Below are 19,975 nucleotides of genomic sequence, written 5' to 3' on the forward strand. Positions count from 1 at the left end.
GTCACTGGCCAATCAGGGATTTGCGGATCACATCCTGCTGACGCCAGTCTTCGATCCCCTGAAAGATCCCCAAGGCCATTTTCGCCCGCCACTTCGAATCCCTTAGGTTTTCCCGATCTCTGGGGCTGGACAGAAATCCAAGTTCGACCAAAACAGACGGAATATCGGCCGCCTTGAGAACCGAGAACGAAGCAGTCCGCAGCGGTTTGCGGTTCATCGGCCCGCCTTGCTGGGCCATCCCATTGGCGATCGCGCTGGCCAGTGACCTGGTCCGCGGCATCGTTTCCTGGCGCGCCAGATCAAGTAGAACATCGGCCACCTGATCATCGGCACCATTCAGATCGATACCCGAGATCAAATCCCCCCGATCATGCCGCTCGGCCAGTTTTGAACTGGCCACATCCGAAGCATCGGCAGACAAGGTATAGACGGCAGCCCCGTGGGCCTGACCTTCCGACAGGGAATCCGCATGCAACGAAATGAACAGATCCGCGCCAGCCCGATGCGCCAGGGCAATCCGGCGCTCCAACGAGACGAACTGGTCGTCAACGCGGGTCAGGACCACCTCATAACCTTCTGATCGCAAGAGAACTTCGCGCAGTTCGCGGGCAAAGGTCAGCATCAGGTTTTTTTCATCAACGCCATCGATTTCGGCACCCGGATCGATCCCGCCATGCCCCGGATCGAGCATTACGCGCAACGGCCTGTCTGCCGAGCGCGCCGATGCCTGCGGCACATCAGCCGGCTCCGGCAAGTCCCATCCCGGGTTGCGCGGCGCACCTGCGGTTGCGTTGAACGTATCAAAATCCGTGCCCTTGAGGCTCAGAGACAGCAGAGCCGCCCCCGAATCCTCGGCAACCGTCAACTCGGCAGTGTCTACGGCCATCGGAGCGCCCAGTTCCAACACCAACCGCGACCAACCCGGAACATAGGCCCCGAATTGCACGCCGCTGACGCGTTCGGATTGCAGGAAATCCGTTCGGTTCAGCCCGGTCCAGTCCACTTCGTTGAAGTCCAGAACCATCCGGTACGGATCCTGCAAGGTGAAGATCCGGTACGGCACCCCCTGGCTCAGGCCGATATCCACGCGAACGCCGGTTCGCCCCACATCCGTGATGCGGCTCTGGTCGGGCTGAACGCGTGCCAGCGCGCTGAAATCCTGCGCGACGGCACTGCCGCACAACGCCCAGATCAGGGCGATGCAAATGAAGATCCTGCTCATGGCCTCAAGTTTTCCCGAGATCGTTTGCCGGGCAGCCTATACCACAAGGGCTGATTTGTGAACGGCTCAGGCAGGTTCCCCGATCACCTTCCGCTGGGTCATGAACAAGCGCAACCGTTCCAGCCCGTCCTGAATGTCGGCCGTCGAACGCGCATAGGAAAAACGCAACGTCGTATGGCCGCGTTGCGGATCGAAATCCAGACCCGGCGTGACCGCAACACCGGCCTTGTCCAGAATCTCGGCCGCAAATGCGCGGCTGTCATCGGTCAGGTCAGACACGTCGGCATAGACATAGAAAGCCCCGTCCGGAGGCGCGATTTTCGTAAAGCCCGCCTTGGGCAGCCCGTCCAGCATCAGCGCGCGGTTTCGGCGGTACACGTCCAGATTGGCTTGCAGCTCGTCCTCGCAATCCATCGCGGCCAGTGCGGCAACCTGACTGGCGTGCGGCGCGCAAATGAACATGTTCTGGGCTATCCGCTCGACAACGCGCACCTGATCCTCGGGCACGACCATCCAGCCCACGCGCCAACCGGTCATCGAGAAATACTTGGAAAACGAGTTGATCACATAGCACTCATCCGTCAGTTCCAGTGCGGTTACGGCCTTGGCCTCGTATTCCAGACCATGATAGATTTCGTCGCTGATGAAGGATGCCCCCTGCCCGTGTGCGGCTTCGATCAGCGACCCCATGGCGGCGTGATCCAGCATCGTGCCGGTAGGATTCGCCGGAGACGCCACCATCAGCCCCTTCAGGCCCATTCCCTGAATATCCGCTGCCACGGGTTGCAGACGGTTTTCAGGCGCGGTCGGCAGATCGACCGGCAACAATCCAAGTGCCCTGAGAATCTGGCGATAAGACGGATACCCCGGCGCACCGATTCCGACGCGATCCCCGCTGTCGAACAATGCCGTGAAAGCCAGCAGAAACCCGCCGGACGATCCGGGCGTGATGACCACGCGCCCCGGGTTCAGGTCCACATCGTACCACTCACCATAAAGCTGCGCGACACGCTTTCGCAGCGCAGGCAAGCCGAGAGACACCGTATAGCCCAACGGGCTTTGATCCATCGCCTTCGCCAGCGCCTCGGTCGCGCCCTTGGGGGCGCCGGTTCCGGGCTGGCCAACCTCCATGTGAATCACATGGCGGCCCGCTTCTTCCGCACGGCGCGCGGCTTCCATCACGTCCATCACGATGAAGGGATCGACCCCGGACCGGGTTGAGTTTCTCATGCCCATCTCCCATGTTGCAGCCATGGCTTTTGAACGCGTATCCCTGCTGACGTCAATCCCGGCTCTGATCCTGTCGGTTGGTGTCTGGCTGGCGGTTGCAACGCAATCCCATGGGCAAAGCCTGATCCGCGACCCCGATATCGAGCGTGGCCTGCGCGAGCTGGCCTTTCCGGTTCTGCGCGCCGCCGGTCTGAACACCAATCGGGTTCAAATCCTTGTGGTCAATGACAACACGTTCAATGCATTCGTCATCGACTACAACGCCATCTATTTGAATTACGGGCTGATCCTTACGGTCGAAAGCCCCGAAATGCTGCAAGCGGTGATCGCGCATGAGGCCGCGCATATTGCGAACGGCCATCTGGCCCGCCGCGCCGAAAACCTGAAGGCGGCGCGGCGCAATGCGGGCCTTGGCACCGCTTTGGCCCTGCTTGCGGCTGCGGCCGGAGGGGGGGAAGCCGCCATTGGCATCGCCGCAGGCACCCAAGGCGCCGCAATCCGCAGCTTTCTGGGCCATACCCGCGCCGAAGAGGCCTCGGCCGACCGAAGCGCTGCAAGCTATCTGCGATGGGCTCAGATTTCCCCCAGCGGCATGGTTGATCTGCACAGGAAATTCGCGGGTCAGGAGTTGCTGAGCGTCGCCAATCAGGACCCGTACATGCGGTCGCATCCCACCAGTCGTGAACGGTTGCGCGCCGCCGAAGCGTTTCTGGATGAGTTCGGCGACAAGGCCGTTCCGAATGCCAACGCCGACTACTGGTTCGCCCGCGTCAAAGGCAAATTGTCGGCCTTTTTACGCTCACCCAGTTGGACATTACGGCGCGCCAAAGAAGAAACCGCCCTGGACATCCGCCTGATGCGCGAGGCTTCGGCTTATCATCAGAACCGTGATTTGGATCGCGCGCGTGGTGCCATCGACAAGGCCCTGACTCTGCGCCCGAACGACCCCTACTATTATGACCTAAAAGGGCAAATTCTGCTGGAAAACAGGCAAATAGGCGCGGCTGTTGAAGCGTATGGGAACGCTGTTGAAATGGCTCCGAACGATGCGCTGATCCTGGCTGGCTACGGGCGGGCGTTGCTGGCGCAGGGCCAAACCAAACAGGCCCTGAGCGTGCTGGAAAAAGCCCGCGCCCGGGACTACCGGAACGCCAGGCTGTTGCAGGATCTGGGTGTTGCCTATGCTCAGGTCGGCAATGATGGTATGGCGTCGACCGTGACGGCAGAGCGTTATGCGCTGCAAGGGCGGTTGAAAGATGCCGGAATTCACGCAAAACGCGCCGTGGCACGTCTGCCCGAAGGCTCACCGGGTTGGCAAAGGGCACAAGACGTGTTGATTGCATCGGAACGACTCGACAAAGACAAAAGGAAACGGAAATGATCCTCAGACATGCTGCACCCGCCCTTCTGGGGCTTTCCTTGGCGGCGACCTCGGCGCAGGCGCTGGACTTGAACGCGATGAACGATGCCGAGAAGGCGGAATTTGGTGCCCAGGTGCGCGAATACCTGCTGGAAAACCCCGAAGTGATCATCGAAGCCATCAACATTCTGGAAGAGCGCAATGCCGTCGCCGAAGCCGCGGCGGACAAAGAACTGGTCGCCGCCAATGCGGATGAACTGTTTGATGACGGGTACAGCTGGGTTGGCGGCAACCCGGATGGCGACATCACGCTGGTCGAGTTCATGGACTACCGGTGTGGCTATTGCCGCCGTGCCGTTCCCGAAGTTACCAGCCTGCTGGCAGAAGACGGCAACATCCGCCTTGTGATCAAGGAATTCCCCATCCTGGGTGATGCGTCTGTGCTGTCCTCACGTTTTGCCGTGGCCACCAAACACGTGGCGGGCGACGACGCATACAAGCAGGTCCATGATGCTCTGCTGGAATTCACCGGCGAGCCAAGCGAAGTTGCCCTACGCCGCATCTCGGACGGTTTGGGGCTGAACAGCGACGAGATCATCGCGGCGATGGACAGCGATCGCGTCACGGATGAGATTGCGCGCACCCGTGCTCTGGCCCAGCGGATGCAGATCTCGGGCACACCTTCGTTTGTGTTGGGCACAGAGATGCTGCGTGGCTATTTGCCAGCCGATCAGATGCAGCAGATCGTTAACGGTATACGTGCCGAACGCGGCTAAGGCCGGATCTGTCGGCAACGTGCCATGAAGCGGCGGGAATTTCTGGTGGCCGGAGGAGCGTTGGGTATGACGGGTTTCTCTGGCCAGTCTATTGCGCAGCCCGCGACCGGCTTCCGCGTGCCGGCCGAAGACGCCCGGCATCATTGCACTTTCATGCAATGGCCGGTCAGCAGAACCGTCTATCGCGATCCCGTTTTTCTGGAAATGGTACAGGGGACCATTGCGGAAATCGCAAACACGATCTCTTTTTTTGAACCCGTCACAATGCTCGCCGGATCGGAACATCACGCAGATATCAGCAAACGGCTTTCTGCGGCGGTCGAGATCTGGGATGTCCCGACCGAAGATCTGTGGTGCCGGGACGCAGGCCCGGTCTTTGCGATCAACGACCGTGGCGCGCTTGCGGTCCAGCAGATCCAGTTCAATGGGTGGGGAGGAAAACAGGTTCACGCACATGATGCGAAAATTGCCGGCAGAGTGGCCGAAAGGCTGGGTCTGCCCCTGTTGCCGACCGGGCTGATCGGCGAAGCCGGTGGCGTCGAGCAGGATGGGCATGGGACACTTATGGCGCATGAAAGCTCGTGGGTGAATGACAACCGCAATCCCGGCCTCACCCGGGACGAGATCGAAGCCCGGTTGTTGGCGGCCTTTGGGGCCAAACGCATGATCTGGTCCGAAGGTGTCTGGGGCGAAGACATCACCGACTATCACATTGACAGTCTGGCCCGGTTTACCGGCCCCGGTCGCGGCATCATCAACTTGCCGGATGAACCGCACAAAGATGATCCTTTCCACATGGCCGCGTTGGACACCCATGATCGTCTCATTGCCGCGGGCATCGACATGGACGTGATACCCGAGCCGCATATCCGCCGGGTCGAAAACCTGGATTTCGTGGACTCTTATGCCAATTACTACGTCTGCAATGGCGGTGTGATTGCGGCCCGGTTCGGAGACTCGGAAACAGACAGGATCGCGTCGGAAACGCTTGCAAAACACCACCCCGGGCGTGAAGTCGTGACGCTTGACGTGGATGTGCTGGGAGAGCTGGGTGGCGGCATCCATTGCGCTACACAACAGATGCCCGGTTTTTAAATGTCGTGAAGAAACAGGCTATTCAGCCGCTTCAGCCGCCGCATCCAGTTCTGCCGCCTTTTTCTCGACCTCTTCCACGATGTGATCGATCATCTGGTCGTTCGACATTTTGTGGCTGGCTTTGCCGGCCAGATAGACCATGCCGGACCCTGCACCGCCGCCGGTGAAACCAACATCGGTCATCAGCGCTTCGCCCGGGCCGTTGACCACGCAGCCGATGATCGACAGGGACATCGGCGTCTTGATGTGTTCAAGGCGATGTTCCAGCGCCTCGACGGTTTTGATGACATCAAAACCCTGTCGCGCGCAGGATGGGCACGAGATGATATTGACACCCCGATGACGCAGGCCAAGGGATTTGAGGATTTCAAACCCGACCTTGACCTCTTCCACCGGGTCAGCAGACAGGCTGACGCGGATCGTGTCGCCAATCCCCATCCACAGCAGGTTGCCTAGCCCGATGGCCGATTTGATCGTGCCGCTGACCAGCCCTCCGGCCTCGGTAATGCCCAGATGGATGGGGGCATCCGTCGCCTCGGCAATGCCCTGATAAGCCGCGGCCGACAGGAACACGTCGCTGGCCTTTACGCTGATCTTGAACTCGTGAAAATCATTGTCCTGAAGGATGCGGATATGTTCCAGCCCGCTTTCGACCATCGCTTCGGGGCACGGCTCGCCATATTTCTCAAGCAGGTGCTTTTCCAGGCTGCCCGCGTTCACGCCGATGCGGATCGAGCAGTTGTGGTCGCGCGCCGCCTGGATGACTTCTTTTACACGGGTTTCGTCTCCGATATTGCCGGGATTGATGCGCAGACAGGCAGCGCCTGCTTCGGCGGCCTCGATCCCGCGCCGATAGTGGAAATGAATATCCGCAACGATGGGCACCGGGCTTTCGCGCACGATCTCTTTCAATGCCTTGGACGACGCCTCATCAGGAACCGAAACGCGAACGATGTCAGCGCCAGCCTCAGCCGCCGCCTGTACCTGCGCCACGGTCGCCGCCACATCGGTGGTCAGCGTGTTGGTCATGGTTTGAACGGCAATGGGTGCATCGCCACCGACGGGGACGTTGCCGACCATGATTTGACGGGATTTACGACGATAGATGTCGCGCCATGGGCGCACGTGATTGAGGGACATAAGGACGGATCCGCGTCTGCCTGAGTTGCGACTGTAGATAGTTCGGCAACAGGGTTATCGCAATGGCTAGATCACTCGGCGGGCGTTTCTGTCGCCTCGGTTTGCAGTTCCGCCACCAGTTGCTTGAGCGCACTGTTCTGTTCCGCCTCCAGATCGGCGACGGCATAGGCCTCGGACACGGCGTCTTTCGACAGAACAACACCCTTGGCGACCGTTCCCGGAGCACCCGCCGGGCCGTAATGTTCACCGTTCATCGCGAAATATACCGATCCTGACGCGCCCGCACGCAATGTCGGCGGTTCTTCCGTCAGGGGCACTTCGAATACACTGCCTTGCTCGACGGTTCCCAGTGTACCTTCGAAAATGACGCTGCCATCCGCAGCCGTCACGCGCATCCATGCCGGATCAACCGCCACGATCTTTAGCGTGGTATCGATCTGTTCGACCACTTGCGGCAGGGCCGGTTTTTCGACCGTGTGCAGTTCAGCCACTTCGAACTGCGGCAATTCGGGCGGGCGGAAGGTTCCAACCTCGCGCGGATCAAGCGTTGAGATCGGAGCATCCCGCGCAACCAGCACCGGAACATCCAGCGCCTGCGGACGATAGAGACGGTCCAATGCTTCGGCGCTTGCCACTTCCGCAACATGATCTGACACGTTGCTGCGCGCCGCATCCAGCGGATCCAGATCAGACAGAACCACCGGTGCCTGTTCAACCGGGCTGACCTGAACTTGCTGAATCTTGTTCAAAACAGACCAACCGCCATAGCCGATGCCACCGATCACCGCGATCAAAACCAGCGACGAGCCGATTGCGCGAGGTTCAATCTGGCTGACCAGAGACTCCTTGCCCGGAATATAGGGCGTATTGGGCGAAATGAACGGATCCCGCCCCATCGGGCCGCGCGCAGGCAGAGCCCCCGAAGGTTTCCGCACCACCGAGGCCTCTGCGGACATGCCATGCGCAACCTCAAATCCGCTTTCCTTGCAGAAAGACGCGAAGGTCTCATCAGGGTTCATCCCCAGATAGCGCGCATAGGAACGCACATACCCGGCGATAAAGCCGGGTGTATCAAACGCATCGGGGTCGGCGTTTTCAATTGCAGCGATATAGTTGGCTTTGATCCGCAGCTCGCGCTGAACATCCAGAAGAGATTTGCCCATCGTTGCGCGTTCACCACGCATCTTGTCGCCTAGGCGAACTTCGTAGTCGTCAAACCCTTTTGGTCTGACATCTACGTCCTCTTCGGATTCGCGCTGAGATCTGCGCCCAATCATCCCTGCTGCCCCATTCTGCCTGTCGCGTATTTCGCGTAAGTGGCGAATCATCCCCAGAATGATTCGTCTACTCGTTTTGTTAGCGTAAGCTTAACACGCGGCAAACTCGTTGCACACTTTGGCGTTAGGTTATCCGGCAAGTTCGGCGCGATTTAGCGCACAATGTGACCAAAGTTCGTCCATCGCCTGCACCAGACGGTTCATTTCGTCGGGTCCATGCACCGGAGACGGGGTAAAACGCAGACGCTCGGTTCCGCGCGGGACGGTCGGGAAATTGATCGGTTGCACGTAAATGCCATAATCGTCCAGCAGCATATCGCTGAGCTTTTTGGTGTGCACCGGATTGCCGACGATCACAGGCACGATATGGCTGCCGTGGTCGATCAGCGGAAGGCCCATTCCCTTCAGCCGCAGCTTGAGGATCTTCGCCTGAGTCTGGTGCTGCTCGCGCAGCTCAGACGCGGTTTTCAGGTGCGCAACGGATGCAGCAGCCCCTGCGGCAACCGCCGGCGGCAACGATGTCGTAAAGATAAAGCCCGGCGCATAAGACCGCACGGCATCGCACATCTTTGCACTGGCGGCGATATAGCCCCCCATGACGCCATAGGCCTTGGCCAGGGTGCCATTGATGATGTCGATCCGATGTGCAAGGCGATCCCTCTCGGTCACGCCGCCACCGCGCGGGCCATACATGCCCACCGCGTGCACTTCGTCGATATAGGTCAGCGCGCCGAACTCATCTGCCAGATCGCAGATTTCTTCGATCGGACCAAAATCACCGTCCATCGAATAGACAGATTCAAAGGCGATCAGCTTGGGTGCGGCGGGATCGTCCGCCTCAAGCAATTCGCGCAGATGCGCCACGTCGTTATGACGGAAGATGCGCTTGGCCCCGCCGTTTCGGCGCACCCCTTCTATCATCGAAGCATGGTTCAGCGCGTCAGAATAGATGATCAGCCCCGGAAACAGCTTGGGCAGCGTGCTGAGCGTGGCGTCGTTGGCGATATACGCGCTGGTGAACAAAAGCGCGGCTTCCTTGCCATGCAGATCTGCCAGCTCGGCCTCGAGCCGTTTGTGATAGACCGTTGTCCCCGAGATGTTGCGCGTACCGCCCGACCCGGCACCTGCGGCTTCGACCGCCTCTTGCATTGCGTTCAGAACAACAGGGTGCTGGCCCATGCCCAGATAGTCATTGCCGCACCATACGGTGATGTTCTGCTGCGAGCCGTCCAGGCGCGTGCGCACCGCGTGCGGAAAATGTCCGTTGCGACGTTCGATATCGATAAAGGTCCGGTAACGTCCTTCGTCATGCAGCCTGGCAATCGCTGAATCGAGCTGAGCAGTATAGTCCAACGGACCCTCCTTGAATGCCCGTTTCCGGTTTCCCTTGGGCAATTAGTCTGCCACATCCCACAGCTTAACCTGTATCAGCAGCTTTGTGTTACTTTATTCAGCTGGTTACAGCCGAACAGGTGAACCCAACTTTGATTTGCATCAAATATAAGTTTGCAATGCTCACGGCAAGTAGAGTTCCGGCTATCGGACGCGTGGAAACGACGCAGCCCGCGCAACGTCATTCGCGGGCTTGTGATTGCATGAACAATTCAGATCAACCGCTCTGGACGGCGCTGTCAACGCTGCTAGGGTTCGCCGGAACACTGACAAGCAGGAGATCCCCATGTCGCTAGACACCGTGCTGAACCGGATTGACGAAGATCTGCAAACCTCGATCGACCGCCTGATGGAGCTGCTGCGCATCCCTTCGATCTCAACCGATCCCGCGTACAAGGCCGACGTCAGCCGTGCAGCCGACTGGCTGGTTGCCGACCTCAACAGTATCGGAATTGCAGCAGAAAAACGGGAAACTCCGGGGCACCCGATGGTCGTAGGCCATGTGGGCGAAGACTCGGATGCACCCCATATCCTGTTTTATGGCCATTATGATGTGCAACCTGTCGATCCGTTGAACCTTTGGACGCGCGACCCGTTCGACCCCGCCATCGAAGATACCGAGCACGGCCCCGTTATCCGCGGGCGCGGCGCATCGGACGACAAAGGTCAGTTGATGACATTCGTCGAAGCCTGCCGCGCCTGGAAAGCGGTGCACGGATCCCTGCCCTGCCGCATCACCTTCTTCTTTGAAGGCGAAGAGGAATCCGGCTCACCCTCTCTGGTCCCCTTCCTCGAAGAAAACGCGGCCGAACTCAAAGCGGATCTGGCGCTGGTTTGCGATACATCCATGGTATCGCGAGGTGTTCCGTCGATTGCCGCGCAGCTGCGCGGCATGCTGAAGGACGAGTTCACCATCATCGGGCCCCGCATCGATCTGCACTCCGGCCATTACGGTGGCCCGGGGCTGAACCCGCTGCGCGAGCTGTCGAAAATCGTTGCCTCATTCTATGATGACGAAACCGGACGTGTCGCGGTCGATGGTTTCTATGAAGGCGTTCATGAAGTGCCCCACGACCAGCTGCGCCAGTGGCAGAATTGCGGCTTCGATGAAGCGGATTATCTGAATTCGGTCGGCTATACCCAGCCGCACGGCGAAAAAGCCTATTCGACGCTCGAACAGCAATGGGCGCGCCCGACACTTGAGGTGAACGGGCTCTGGGGCGGATACAATGGCGCAGGCTCGAAAACCGTTATCCCTTCGGAAGCGCATTGTAAAATCACGTGCCGACTGGTGGGCGATATGGACCCCGACGCGCTGCGCAGCAAGATCCGCAAACATGTCGAGGATCGCCTGTCCCCGGATGCAAAAGTTGTCTGGGACAACGATCTGGAAGGTTCGCCCGCTTCAGTCATGAATATCGATCGCCCGGAATTCGAAGCCGCGCGCAAAGCACTGTCGGACGAGTGGGACCGCGAAGCGGTGTTTACCGGCATGGGCGGCTCGATCCCCGTCGTCGGGTACTTCAATACCGTTCTGGGGCTGGATTCGATGCTGGTCGGCTATGCCAACGAGGACGACGCCATCCATTCGCCGAATGAGAAATACGACGTCAAGAGCTTTCACAAGGGCATCCGTTCGTGGGCCCGCATTCTGGATGCTTTGAACCAGTAACGGATTTCAGCGAGGCTCTGCCTCGCGCTCCGGGATATTTGCCGCCAGATGAATAAAGGATCCCTTGTTCATCTGGCCCAAAATATCCCGGGGGAGCCGCGCGCAGCAAGGCGGGGGCAGAGCCCCCTGCCCGACCGCAACACGCATATGACGTTACATATGGATCACGCGACCATACGCATCCAACACGCTTTCATGCATCATTTCTGACAGAGTCGGGTGCGGGAAGACCGTGTTCATCAGGTCTTCTTCGGTCGTCTCCAGCTGCCGCCCAACCACATAGCCCTGAATCAGTTCCGTGACTTCCGCGCCAATCATATGGGCCCCCAGCAATTCGCCTGTCTTGGCGTCGAACACGGTTTTGATCAGACCTTCCGGTTCGCCCAGAGCAATGGCCTTGCCGTTGCCGATGAAGGGGAAGCGACCGACTTTGATGTCGTAACCCAGCTCTTTGGCCTTGGCTTCGGTATATCCCACCGAGGCCACCTGCGGCTGACAATAGGTACATCCGGCGATGCTTTCGGGCTTGACCGGATGCGCATGCTGGCCCGCGATCAGATCGGCAACCATGACACCTTCGTGGCTGGCTTTATGTGCAAGCCAAGGCGCGCCCGCGATGTCACCGATCGCATAAAGGCCATCGACGCCGGTGCGGCAATATTCATCCGTCACCACATGCGTGCGGTCGATCTTGACGCCCAGTGCCTCGAGCCCGAGGTTTTCGACATTCCCAACAATCCCGACAGCCGAGATAACGGTGTCGAACTCGTGCTTTTCAACCTTGCCCTTGACCTCGATATGAGCGGTGACCTTGCCCTTGCCGCGATCCAACTGCTTGACCATGGCTTTTTCCATGATGGTCATGCCTTGCTTGATGAAGGCTTTCTTGGCCAAGGCACTGATTTCCGCATCCTCCACGGGCAACACGCGGTCCATCACCTCGACCACCGTCGTGTCGGCCCCCAGCGTGTTGTAGAAACTCGCAAATTCGATGCCGATCGCGCCCGAGCCGATGACCAGCAGTTTCTTTGGCATCCGGGGCGGTTGCAGCGCGTGCTTGTAAGTCCAGACCAGATCGCCGTCAGCCTCGAGACCGGGCAGTTCGCGGGCCCGTGCGCCGGTTGCAAGAATGATGTTCTTGGCCGTCAGTTCTTCGGTGCCCTTGTCGGTCTTGACGCTGACTTTGCCTTTTGCGGGGATTGTTGCCTCACCCATCACCACGGCGACTTTGTTCTTTTTCAGCAGATGGCCGATGCCGCCCGAAAGCTGCCCGGCAACACCACGGGACCTCTTGACGACCGCGTCCAGATCGTAACCGATCTTGTCGGCCTTCAATCCGAAATCCTTGGCGCGTTCCATCAGATGGAACACTTCGGAGGACCGCAGCAATGCCTTGGTGGGAATGCACCCCCAGTTCAGGCAGATGCCACCAAGGTGCTCGCGCTCGACAACGACGGTTTTCAGACCAAGCTGGGCCGCACGGATGGCGGCGACATAGCCACCGGGGCCAGCCCCGATTACGATCAGATCATAGGATTGTGCAGCCATGTGTTCCTCTCGGCGCAGGTGGTGAAAATTTAGTTTACCATTAAACTATTTCCAGAAACGCATCAACACGCCTTCCCGCGACAAATGAGACGCAAGGTAAACCATGCCTGAATGTGCGGATTTCAGCCTATACCCCGGCCCGCGCTATGGCTAGAACGGAACTGCCGACGCCGCTCGGACATTCGTGAAGACATTGAATTCAAGGGGTTTACCATGGCCAAAACACTGAAAGATCTGGCGCTTGCTCTGCTTAACGCAACTTTGATACTTGTGGCGCTTTGCTTGTTTTTAGGCTGGAAGCTGGCATCGAAAGTCGAAAGCGTCTCGGCAGAATTCTCAGCGGCCGTACAGGTTCTTGCCCCTTTTCGGGATGAGGCGAAGGGCATTCAGGGCGAACTTTCCGCGTTGCGTGACGATTTGGCGACGCTGATGAGGGAAAACCAGGTTACGGACAGTCAAACCGCTCAAAATATCCAGGCAACATTGCGCCGCCTGAACGCGGTTGAACAAAAGCTGCAATCTGCGCAGGAGCGATTCACAGAACTTGCAGAGACACCAGAGGTTCTGATCGCCCAAGCCATACAGACCGGAGCAGACATCGCATCCGAACGCGTCCTGGCGTTCAAAGGATGTGAGCCGGGATCCTGAAGCGCCCCGCGCGAACAACCGAGGCGCACAACATGTATCTGCGATCTCAGGCCATCGCTTGCAGTTGTCGTACGGTGCTGCCATAGCCGCCCATGTCGACGTAAGCCACTTCATGGGGGGTTGAGCTGCGCGACAGTGCTTTGTTCCGGTAAGGGAAACGACCGAACTTGCGGATCACTTCACGATGCGCACGGGCGTGCAGCAGATTGCTTGTATCGCCGCTTAGGTTCTGACAGATCAGACGCACGCAGCGTTCCTGATCACACAGATTTTCCGAATGCATCATCGGCAGGTAAAAGAACTGCCGGGCCGGTTCATCGATCTTCTTGTCCCAACCTCTGTCCACCGCGCATTTGGCAGCCGCCAGGGCCGCTCGGTCCGTCGCGAAAGCACGCGCTTGCCCGCGGAACATGTTGCGTGGAAATTGGTCCGTCAAAATTATGTAAGCCAGTGACCCGCTGGGATAGGTCAGCCAGAGCGAAAACTTGCCCTCGGCCGCTGCCTCCCAGGTTGATTGAAAACGTGCGCGGATTTCTGAATCCAGCGCTTCATCCTCACTGTACCAGCCCTTTGGACCCACCTCATCTAACCAAAAACTCAATACTTCTTCAGGCGTTACCATTGCCTTAAACTCCGTCTTGTGCCCGTAGTCTGGACGTAACGTCATTTAAGGCCGTTTTGCAGAACTGTTACAGTAACATATTGCAACACTTGCGACATAATCCTGTGTCCTAGGCATCTTCCTGCTCAGCCTGTTCGGCCTCGGCGGCTTCGATGGCGACTTCCTGTGCCACTTCAAACGCAACTGGCGAAGCTGTTGGATACAGCGTCGACATTGTGCCGGTTTCGTCCACGGGTATCGATGCCCGCTGCGTCGTCCGATACAGGGCGTAAAGTGCCATTGCGAGTAACAGTGCCGCAATAAAGAGAAAAAAGCCCGGTGGCCCGAATACGGCATCCCCCATCAGCCATCCGGTGATCACCGGCCCGGCAATCGCGCCCAGACCGTTGATGAATACCAGCCCACCGGATGCGGCCGCCATATCCTCGTGATCCAGAAAGTCATTCGCATGCGCAATCAGCAAGGAGTAAAGCGGGTTGGACATACCGCCGATCAGGAAAGCCGAAGCAAGCAGAATTGGAAACGATCCGCCCATCATCATAGCGATCGTTGCGCCACCGGCACCGGCGAGCGCCACAAGCAAGATCAGAAAGCGGCGATCCATACGATCAGAAAACCAGCCCAAAGGGTATTGCAAGACCACCGCACCAACATAAAACGCTGCAACGAAGGTCGAAATTTCAACTAGCGACAACCCTGCCCGGGCGCCATACACCGCCGCCATGCCGAACTGCGCCGAAAACACGCCCCCCAGAAGAAACATGCCCACGCAGCCCAGAGGCGAGGTTTCCAGTAGTTTCTTCAGGGTCATCGGTTTGGTGGTATCAAAGGCCGGTGTGGGCGAGATTGACAGCAAAATCGGTGCGAAGGACACTGAAACCAGGATCGAGGCGATCACAAAGGTCTCGTAACCGGCCGGGTCACCAACAAGAACAAGCGCCTGCGCACTGATGATCCCCGTCATCTGGACGATCATATAGAGCGACAGCGCCTGCCCGCGATTTTCGTTGCTGGCCGCATTGTTGAGCCAGCTTTCGGCGGTGACATAGACGCCCGAAAAACAGAACCCGATCACCACCCGGCCCAGAATCCATGCGATCGGGTTTGTCAGCATGGGATACATAATCATCACGGCTGAAATGAACGACGCAAGGGCCGCAAAGACCCGCACGTGGCCAACACGCCGGATCATCTCGGGCGCAAGGCGTGAGCCGCCCAGAAAGCCCAGGAAATAAGCCGACATGACAAAAGACATCTCGAAGGTCGAAAAGCCTTCGATCTCACCCCGCACACCCAGAATCGTGCCCTGAAGGCCGTTTCCGACCATCAGCAACCCCATGCCGAGCAGCAGCGCCCATGCGCTGGAAAGGACCTGAATCATTGGGGCCTCCGACTAATGCCAACCTGTTTTTAATGTCGTTCTGCGATCAAAGACCGCCTGCGTCGCGCTTGTCTACGACATTCCCGATCCGTGATACTGTTTCCGCGCCTCTCAAGGGAACAAAAGCGACGCGTCGCCATAGGAAAAGAACCGGTATTTCCGGGCGATGGCATGCGCGTAGACATCGCGCATCCGATCCTGTCCCATCAGTGCCGAAACCAGCATGAGCAACGTGGATTTCGGCAGATGAAAATTGGTCATCAATGCGTCAGTGACATGGAATTCAAAACCGGGATAGATGAAGATATCCGTTTCGCCTTCCCAGGGTTCAATCTTTCCTGACCTTGCCGCACTTTCGATCAGGCGCAAAGCCGTTGTCCCTACCGGGATCACCCGCCCGCCGGCGACCTTGGTTGCCTGTATCTCGGCGGCAGCGCCGGGGCTTACCTGCCCCCATTCAGCGTGCATCTTGTGTGTTGTGACATCCTCAACCTTGACCGGAAGAAAAGTCCCTGCCCCCACATGAAGCGTCACATGCGTGAAGCTTACCCCCCGTTTTGCCAGCGCCCGCATCAGCGCCTCATCGAAATGCAACGATGCAGTCGGGGCGGCCACGGCGCCTGAATGATTTGCCCAGATGGTCTGATAGTCCGTCTTGTCCCGTTCATCAGCCGGACGTTTGGCTGCGATGTAGGGCGGCAAAGGCATTGCTCCGGCCTGATCCAGCGCCGCGTCGAAATCCTCGCCGCTGAGATTGAAGCGCAGATGCGCCTGGCCATCCGCAACCCTGTCCAGCGTGGCGCTGAGATCGTCCGAGAAGACAATCTCTTCCCCAAGCTTCACCTTCTTGAGCGGCTTGATCAACGCAGACCACGTGCCATCGGCCTGTGGATCCAGCAAAGTGGCCTCGATCCCTGCGGAAACCGGCCCCTGCGCGCTGTCTCGGTGACGCCGGCCGTTCAGTCGCGCCGGAATAACCCGTGTGTCATTCAACACCAGCCGGTCGCCGGGCCGCAGGAAATCGGGCAGGTCGAAAACATGGTTGTCCGTGATTGCATCCCCCTGCGCCACAAGCAGACGTGCAGAGGAACGCGGGCTGGCCGGCCGCGTGGCGATCAGGTCTTCGGGCAGATGGAAATCAAAATCGCTGAGTTTCATGCCCGCGCCTTACAACCCTGCATCAGATTCGGCCATATCCTGTCAGCGGTCACTTGGGGATGAGCCGAATGTGCGTTTGGGTTCATCCGGCTTCTGCGGCACTGCGTTCGGACCATCCTGAACTTTGGGTGCCGGGGCGCGCATCAGGTCGCGCAGGAACAGAGGTGCGAGACCGGACAACGGATTTACCGACACTTTGGGCGAGGCAAGCGGGCCGGTCAGAGTGTAGTTGAAGCCAAAAACGCCTTCACCCTTGCGCGTAAACACGCTGCCAACTGCGTTGAGCAGGTATATGGGCGAGATCGCACCGCGCAGGTTCAGCAATCCGTTCACCGTGTCGATGGTGCCATCAAAAGACAGGCCCATCGACGGGCCGACGGCACTGCCGCTGAGCACTTTGATGTCTGTGGGGGTGACACGCATCCGGCTGTCGATTGCCGCAAAAAAGATACCCTGCCCCGCCATTTCATCCAACAAGCCCACAAGACTGATGGCATTCAGCAAGGCCGCCATGGCCGGGGCGTCGGTGATCCGTGTGTTGGTGATTCTCAGTATCACGTCATAGCTGCCGGCTGCGGCCACAGGTTCGAGCTTGAGGGTCATTTCTCCGCCCCGCGCCTGTGTCAGTACTCCGGCCGATCGCAGCACGGACCCCGCATCTTGCGACGTCAGGTCAACGGCACTTCGGTTCCCTCTGGGGCTGACCTGCCCTCGGACCGGCGCGCCACCATTGACCTGCGCGGTGAAGTTCCCTTGTATTCCGCCGGTCGTCTGAAAGGCACCCTGGAACCCGGTCAGCGCGACGGTTTCCGTAACCTGAAGGCGATCCAGCGTCACGTCCAGTTTCGGCCCGGCACCGCCCCCGCCGCCCGATCCGCCGCTTTCGCCGAAATTCGCGCGGCCCATATCAAGGACGCCGCCAAGCACACGGATATCCGGCATGGCGTTTCCGCGCCCGATCAGCTCTGCCGGGACCGCCAGCCAATCGCCCAGGTCAAAAGAGGTGAAGCGAACCCGGTCATATTCGCCGTTTTCACGAAACGTGATGGAGGCTGTTGTACGCAAACCCGCTGCATTTATGCGCAGGCTATCCACCTTCAACTGCGACCCCAAAGTCGCTTCGGCCGTCAGAGAGCCGGTCGAATTGGCCCCCTTTCTCCAACCAAGTTCGGGTATGGCCAGCGCGACACCCTGCAAATCGGACGTGACGGACAATTTCGGGGCAACCCCGGCGCCGAGCCCCAACGTGATATCTGCAATCCCTTTGCCGGTCAGCATCCCCGGAGGCAGACCGGCGCCGATCTCATCCATCAATCGCGGCGACAGCTCGATCTGACCGGTCAGGGTGCTTCGCTGTTCAGACTTGCCGTCTATCGGCTGCCGCCAGAGCGCCGTCAGCGGTACGTCCCCGAACTGCCCCTGCCCCTGAATCTGAACGCCGGACTGATCACCAGAAAGGGCCAGAAGATCAGCACTCACGTCAAATCCGGGCACCAAGCGGTCACTGAACAGGTTGGCCAACCTTCCGTCGAAATGGAACTCGGTCTCGTCAAACTTGAGACCCTTTTTCAAGGGCAGGGAAAGGGTTCCCGCAAGCGACACCGTTCCTTTTGCCACATCAACAGGTAACCCCGCCTTGCTGAGCAATTCCAGCGGAGGCCGGTCCAACAAAGACAACGCGGCCGTCACGCTGCCTTTGGCCTGAATGCGCGCAATCGCCGGCGCGGATTTCTTGATATCCGTATCGGGTATGATGAAGGACGTCCCCGACGCATCAACAGCACCGCCGTCATCCGCAATCACAACGCCCTGCTGCGCAGTGACGGTAAAGCGTTGATTGAGCAAGCTGGCCTGACCCTGAGCGTTTTCGATCGGCGGCAGGGTTTTGACAAATCGGACCTTCGCCTTTTCAAACCCGAAATCCAGATAGAGATCGGGTTTGGATCCGGGCAGCAGGCGCAGGGCAAAATCCATATCCGACAGAACCCCTTCGTACAGGTTTTCGGTCACCCACTCTCGCGGTTTCGGGGCCAGACGTTCGGGCCAGTAACTGAGCACCTTGTCTGAGGTCATCTGATCCAAATGGGCATCCAGCTTGACGGCCCAGCCATCCGGCCGCCCGGTCAGGACACCAAATGCACGCACCGTGTGACCCGGATCTTCTATGGTCATCTGACCCAGATTCAGCTGGAACGGATTGAGGGCCATCTTGAAATCCAGGCTGGCCCGCGAAAGCTGAATAGGCTGCGGGAACAGGTTTGCCGGGTTTACGTTGATACCGGACAGCCGCAACTGTGCAGACAGGCTGTCCAGCACGCCATCTTCCACACCTTCCAGAAACGCCTTTCCGTCAGCCTGTACTTCACCCCAGGCCGAGACCACCGAAACTTCGTTGAAATTCAGGATCTGGCCTTCGGGATCATAGGTGAAATAGGTGCGCGCTGCTTCGAAAGGAACCGGGCGTGTTTCCGGGTTTGGCTGCACCGCCCCCGCCCCCAGATTCAGCGTGGCGTACAAGGTTCCTATCGCGCCGTTTTCATCGACACCACCGCGCAAGGCACCCGAGATCGGGGCCCGCAGAACCTGCAACCAGGCAAGGGCAGGTGTTTGGCCCGCGATGTCCTCGGCCGGAAGATCGGTGACCGAGATTCCGAATTGTGCGGCAGGTGTGCCCAGAACGCTTGTGTAATTGGCCTCGATGGCACTGACATAGTCACGCCCCGCCAGAACCGAAAACCCGGTTGCCAAGCGCACTTCGTTGCCGCTTCGGTTGGCTTGAATATGCCCACCGTCCAGAATCCAGGACCGCCCTTGCCGAAGATCGCGATAGTCCAGTGTGATTGCGTCAAGTTCAACTGAAGTCAGTGCAGACAGGGCCGGAGACAGGAAGACCTGATCCGAAGCTTCGATAAGCTGCGCCAGGTTCGGGGCCTCCTGCACCGGTGCGCTGCCGGACCCGACCGTAAGACTCAGCGCCCCGTCCTTGTCGCGGGTCACGGCAATCTGCGCACCGCTCAGAATTATTCTTTTGGGGCGAACGTGCCCCCGCAACAAGGGGCGCATGGCCAGACTGGCGCGCATGTCGGACACTTGCGCTATTTGCCGACCCTCAGCGTCGTTGATGGCCACATCGGTCAGACGCAGACGGGGTCGCCACCCCTCGTGAATGATGAAACTGACATCGCCAAACCGGATTTGCAGCCCGCCCAAAGCCTGCTCAAGCCGCGCCTCGACCCTGTCCCGCAGCCAGACGGGTGCGTGCATTCTTTGCCCGATAACCATGAAACCGGTGAACAGCGCCAGTAGCACCAGCACGAAAGTGCCGCGCATGGCCCACAGACCAGCGGCCCGACGGCGAGACCGACGGCGCACGGGCTTAACGGGCCGTGCTCCGTCACCGTCTTCGTGCTGCTTCAAATTGCTATCCACGCCTTCCAACCCGCACGCGTTGCCC

At 59.0% G+C, this 19,975-nt stretch carries 15 protein-coding genes; 5 read left to right on the top strand and 10 right to left on the bottom strand.

Annotated features, from left to right (window positions below; genetic code table 11):
- Position 1 precedes the first annotated feature (1 nt).
- Both I9185_RS05115 and I9185_RS05120 read right to left on the bottom strand, forming a co-directional pair.
- A complete protein-coding gene (locus I9185_RS05115) occupies positions 2–1,222 on the bottom strand; it encodes an N-acetylmuramoyl-L-alanine amidase (protein WP_210092486.1) in 1,221 nt (406 codons plus the stop codon).
- A 66-nt stretch (positions 1,223–1,288) separates the two neighbouring features.
- A complete protein-coding gene (locus I9185_RS05120) occupies positions 1,289–2,452 on the bottom strand; it encodes an aminotransferase class I/II-fold pyridoxal phosphate-dependent enzyme (protein WP_210092487.1) in 1,164 nt (387 codons plus the stop codon).
- Between I9185_RS05120 and I9185_RS05125 the strand changes: the two genes are divergently transcribed.
- The 3 genes from I9185_RS05125 to I9185_RS05135 are packed head-to-tail and all read left to right on the top strand — an operon-like array spanning position 2,451 to position 5,683.
- Positions 2,451–3,833, top strand: coding sequence for a M48 family metalloprotease (locus I9185_RS05125; RefSeq protein ID WP_210092488.1), 1,383 nt, complete (start codon positions 2,451–2,453; stop codon positions 3,831–3,833). The genes I9185_RS05120 and I9185_RS05125 overlap by 2 nt on opposite strands.
- The gene (locus I9185_RS05130) at positions 3,830–4,588 is read left to right on the top strand and encodes a DsbA family protein (RefSeq protein WP_171631767.1); all 759 of its coding nucleotides are present in this window, start codon (positions 3,830–3,832) and stop codon (positions 4,586–4,588) included. The genes I9185_RS05125 and I9185_RS05130 overlap by 4 nt, the downstream gene beginning before the upstream one ends.
- Before the next feature lie 24 nt (positions 4,589–4,612).
- The gene (locus I9185_RS05135; RefSeq protein WP_210092489.1) at positions 4,613–5,683 is read left to right on the top strand and encodes an agmatine deiminase family protein; all 1,071 of its coding nucleotides are present in this window, start codon (positions 4,613–4,615) and stop codon (positions 5,681–5,683) included.
- Between the two features lie 18 nt (positions 5,684–5,701).
- Here the strand turns inward: I9185_RS05135 and ispG are convergent, their stop codons facing one another.
- The 3 genes from ispG to hemA form a co-directional block, all read right to left on the bottom strand.
- Entirely contained in the window at positions 5,702–6,823 is a 1,122-nt protein-coding gene (gene ispG, locus I9185_RS05140; protein ID WP_171723081.1) for a flavodoxin-dependent (E)-4-hydroxy-3-methylbut-2-enyl-diphosphate synthase, read from the bottom strand.
- A 71-nt stretch (positions 6,824–6,894) separates the two neighbouring features.
- On the bottom strand, positions 6,895–8,100 hold the full coding sequence (locus tag I9185_RS05145) for a helix-turn-helix domain-containing protein (protein WP_171723080.1): 1,206 nt from the start codon (positions 8,098–8,100) through the stop codon (positions 6,895–6,897).
- Between the two features lie 129 nt (positions 8,101–8,229).
- On the bottom strand, positions 8,230–9,453 hold the full coding sequence (hemA, locus tag I9185_RS05150; RefSeq protein WP_210092490.1) for a 5-aminolevulinate synthase: 1,224 nt from the start codon (positions 9,451–9,453) through the stop codon (positions 8,230–8,232).
- A gap of 325 nt (positions 9,454–9,778) precedes the next feature.
- On the opposite strand from hemA, the gene I9185_RS05155 reads away from it, so the two are divergent.
- Complete coding sequence (locus I9185_RS05155) at positions 9,779–11,164, top strand: dipeptidase (RefSeq protein ID WP_210092491.1); 1,386 nt, start codon at positions 9,779–9,781, stop codon at positions 11,162–11,164.
- Between the two features lie 153 nt (positions 11,165–11,317).
- Here I9185_RS05155 and lpdA read toward each other — a convergent pair whose 3' ends face one another.
- Entirely contained in the window at positions 11,318–12,712 is a 1,395-nt protein-coding gene (lpdA, locus tag I9185_RS05160) for a dihydrolipoyl dehydrogenase (RefSeq protein WP_171723078.1), read from the bottom strand.
- 213 nt (positions 12,713–12,925) lie between these two features.
- On the opposite strand from lpdA, the gene I9185_RS05165 reads away from it, so the two are divergent.
- Positions 12,926–13,360: a hypothetical protein gene (locus tag I9185_RS05165; protein ID WP_210092492.1), complete on the top strand. Its 435-nt coding sequence runs from the start codon at positions 12,926–12,928 to the stop codon at positions 13,358–13,360.
- 46 nt (positions 13,361–13,406) lie between these two features.
- On the opposite strand, the gene I9185_RS05170 is transcribed toward I9185_RS05165, so the two are convergent.
- The 4 genes from I9185_RS05170 to I9185_RS05185 form a co-directional block, all read right to left on the bottom strand.
- Complete coding sequence (locus I9185_RS05170) at positions 13,407–13,982, bottom strand: DUF924 family protein (protein WP_171631742.1); 576 nt, start codon at positions 13,980–13,982, stop codon at positions 13,407–13,409.
- Between the two features lie 109 nt (positions 13,983–14,091).
- Complete coding sequence (locus I9185_RS05175) at positions 14,092–15,363, bottom strand: MFS transporter (protein WP_171631739.1); 1,272 nt, start codon at positions 15,361–15,363, stop codon at positions 14,092–14,094.
- 111 nt (positions 15,364–15,474) lie between these two features.
- Positions 15,475–16,521 carry a tRNA preQ1(34) S-adenosylmethionine ribosyltransferase-isomerase QueA gene (gene queA / locus I9185_RS05180; RefSeq protein ID WP_171723077.1) on the bottom strand — a complete coding sequence of 349 codons (1,047 nt, stop codon included), beginning with the start codon at positions 16,519–16,521 and terminating at the stop codon, positions 15,475–15,477.
- Between the two features lie 42 nt (positions 16,522–16,563).
- The gene (locus tag I9185_RS05185; protein ID WP_245223412.1) at positions 16,564–19,938 is read right to left on the bottom strand and encodes a DUF3971 domain-containing protein; all 3,375 of its coding nucleotides are present in this window, start codon (positions 19,936–19,938) and stop codon (positions 16,564–16,566) included.
- Between the last annotated feature and the right edge of the window lie 37 nt (positions 19,939–19,975).

The sequence above is a fragment of the Ruegeria sp. HKCCSP346 genome (assembly GCF_017872595.1).
Taxonomy (GTDB): Bacteria; Pseudomonadota; Alphaproteobacteria; order Rhodobacterales; family Rhodobacteraceae; genus Ruegeria.

Bases quoted from the DNA above. Each gene is read 5' to 3' on its own strand.
- I9185_RS05175 (WP_171631739.1), bottom strand. From the start codon at position 15,363: ATGATTCAGGTCCTTTCCAGCGCATGGGCGCTGCTGCTCGGCATGGGG.
- I9185_RS05135 (WP_210092489.1), top strand. From the start codon at position 4,613: ATGAAGCGGCGGGAATTTCTGGTGGCCGGAGGAGCGTTGGGTATGACG.
- I9185_RS05115 (WP_210092486.1), bottom strand. From the start codon at position 1,222: ATGAGCAGGATCTTCATTTGCATCGCCCTGATCTGGGCGTTGTGCGGC.
- queA (WP_171723077.1), bottom strand. From the start codon at position 16,521: ATGAAACTCAGCGATTTTGATTTCCATCTGCCCGAAGACCTGATCGCC.
- lpdA (WP_171723078.1), bottom strand. From the start codon at position 12,712: ATGGCTGCACAATCCTATGATCTGATCGTAATCGGGGCTGGCCCCGGT.
- I9185_RS05170 (WP_171631742.1), bottom strand. From the start codon at position 13,982: ATGGTAACGCCTGAAGAAGTATTGAGTTTTTGGTTAGATGAGGTGGGT.
- I9185_RS05125 (WP_210092488.1), top strand. From the start codon at position 2,451: ATGCCCATCTCCCATGTTGCAGCCATGGCTTTTGAACGCGTATCCCTG.
- I9185_RS05155 (WP_210092491.1), top strand. From the start codon at position 9,779: ATGTCGCTAGACACCGTGCTGAACCGGATTGACGAAGATCTGCAAACC.
- ispG (WP_171723081.1), bottom strand. From the start codon at position 6,823: ATGTCCCTCAATCACGTGCGCCCATGGCGCGACATCTATCGTCGTAAA.
- I9185_RS05145 (WP_171723080.1), bottom strand. From the start codon at position 8,100: ATGATTGGGCGCAGATCTCAGCGCGAATCCGAAGAGGACGTAGATGTC.
- I9185_RS05120 (WP_210092487.1), bottom strand. From the start codon at position 2,452: ATGAGAAACTCAACCCGGTCCGGGGTCGATCCCTTCATCGTGATGGAC.
- I9185_RS05130 (WP_171631767.1), top strand. From the start codon at position 3,830: ATGATCCTCAGACATGCTGCACCCGCCCTTCTGGGGCTTTCCTTGGCG.
- I9185_RS05165 (WP_210092492.1), top strand. From the start codon at position 12,926: ATGGCCAAAACACTGAAAGATCTGGCGCTTGCTCTGCTTAACGCAACT.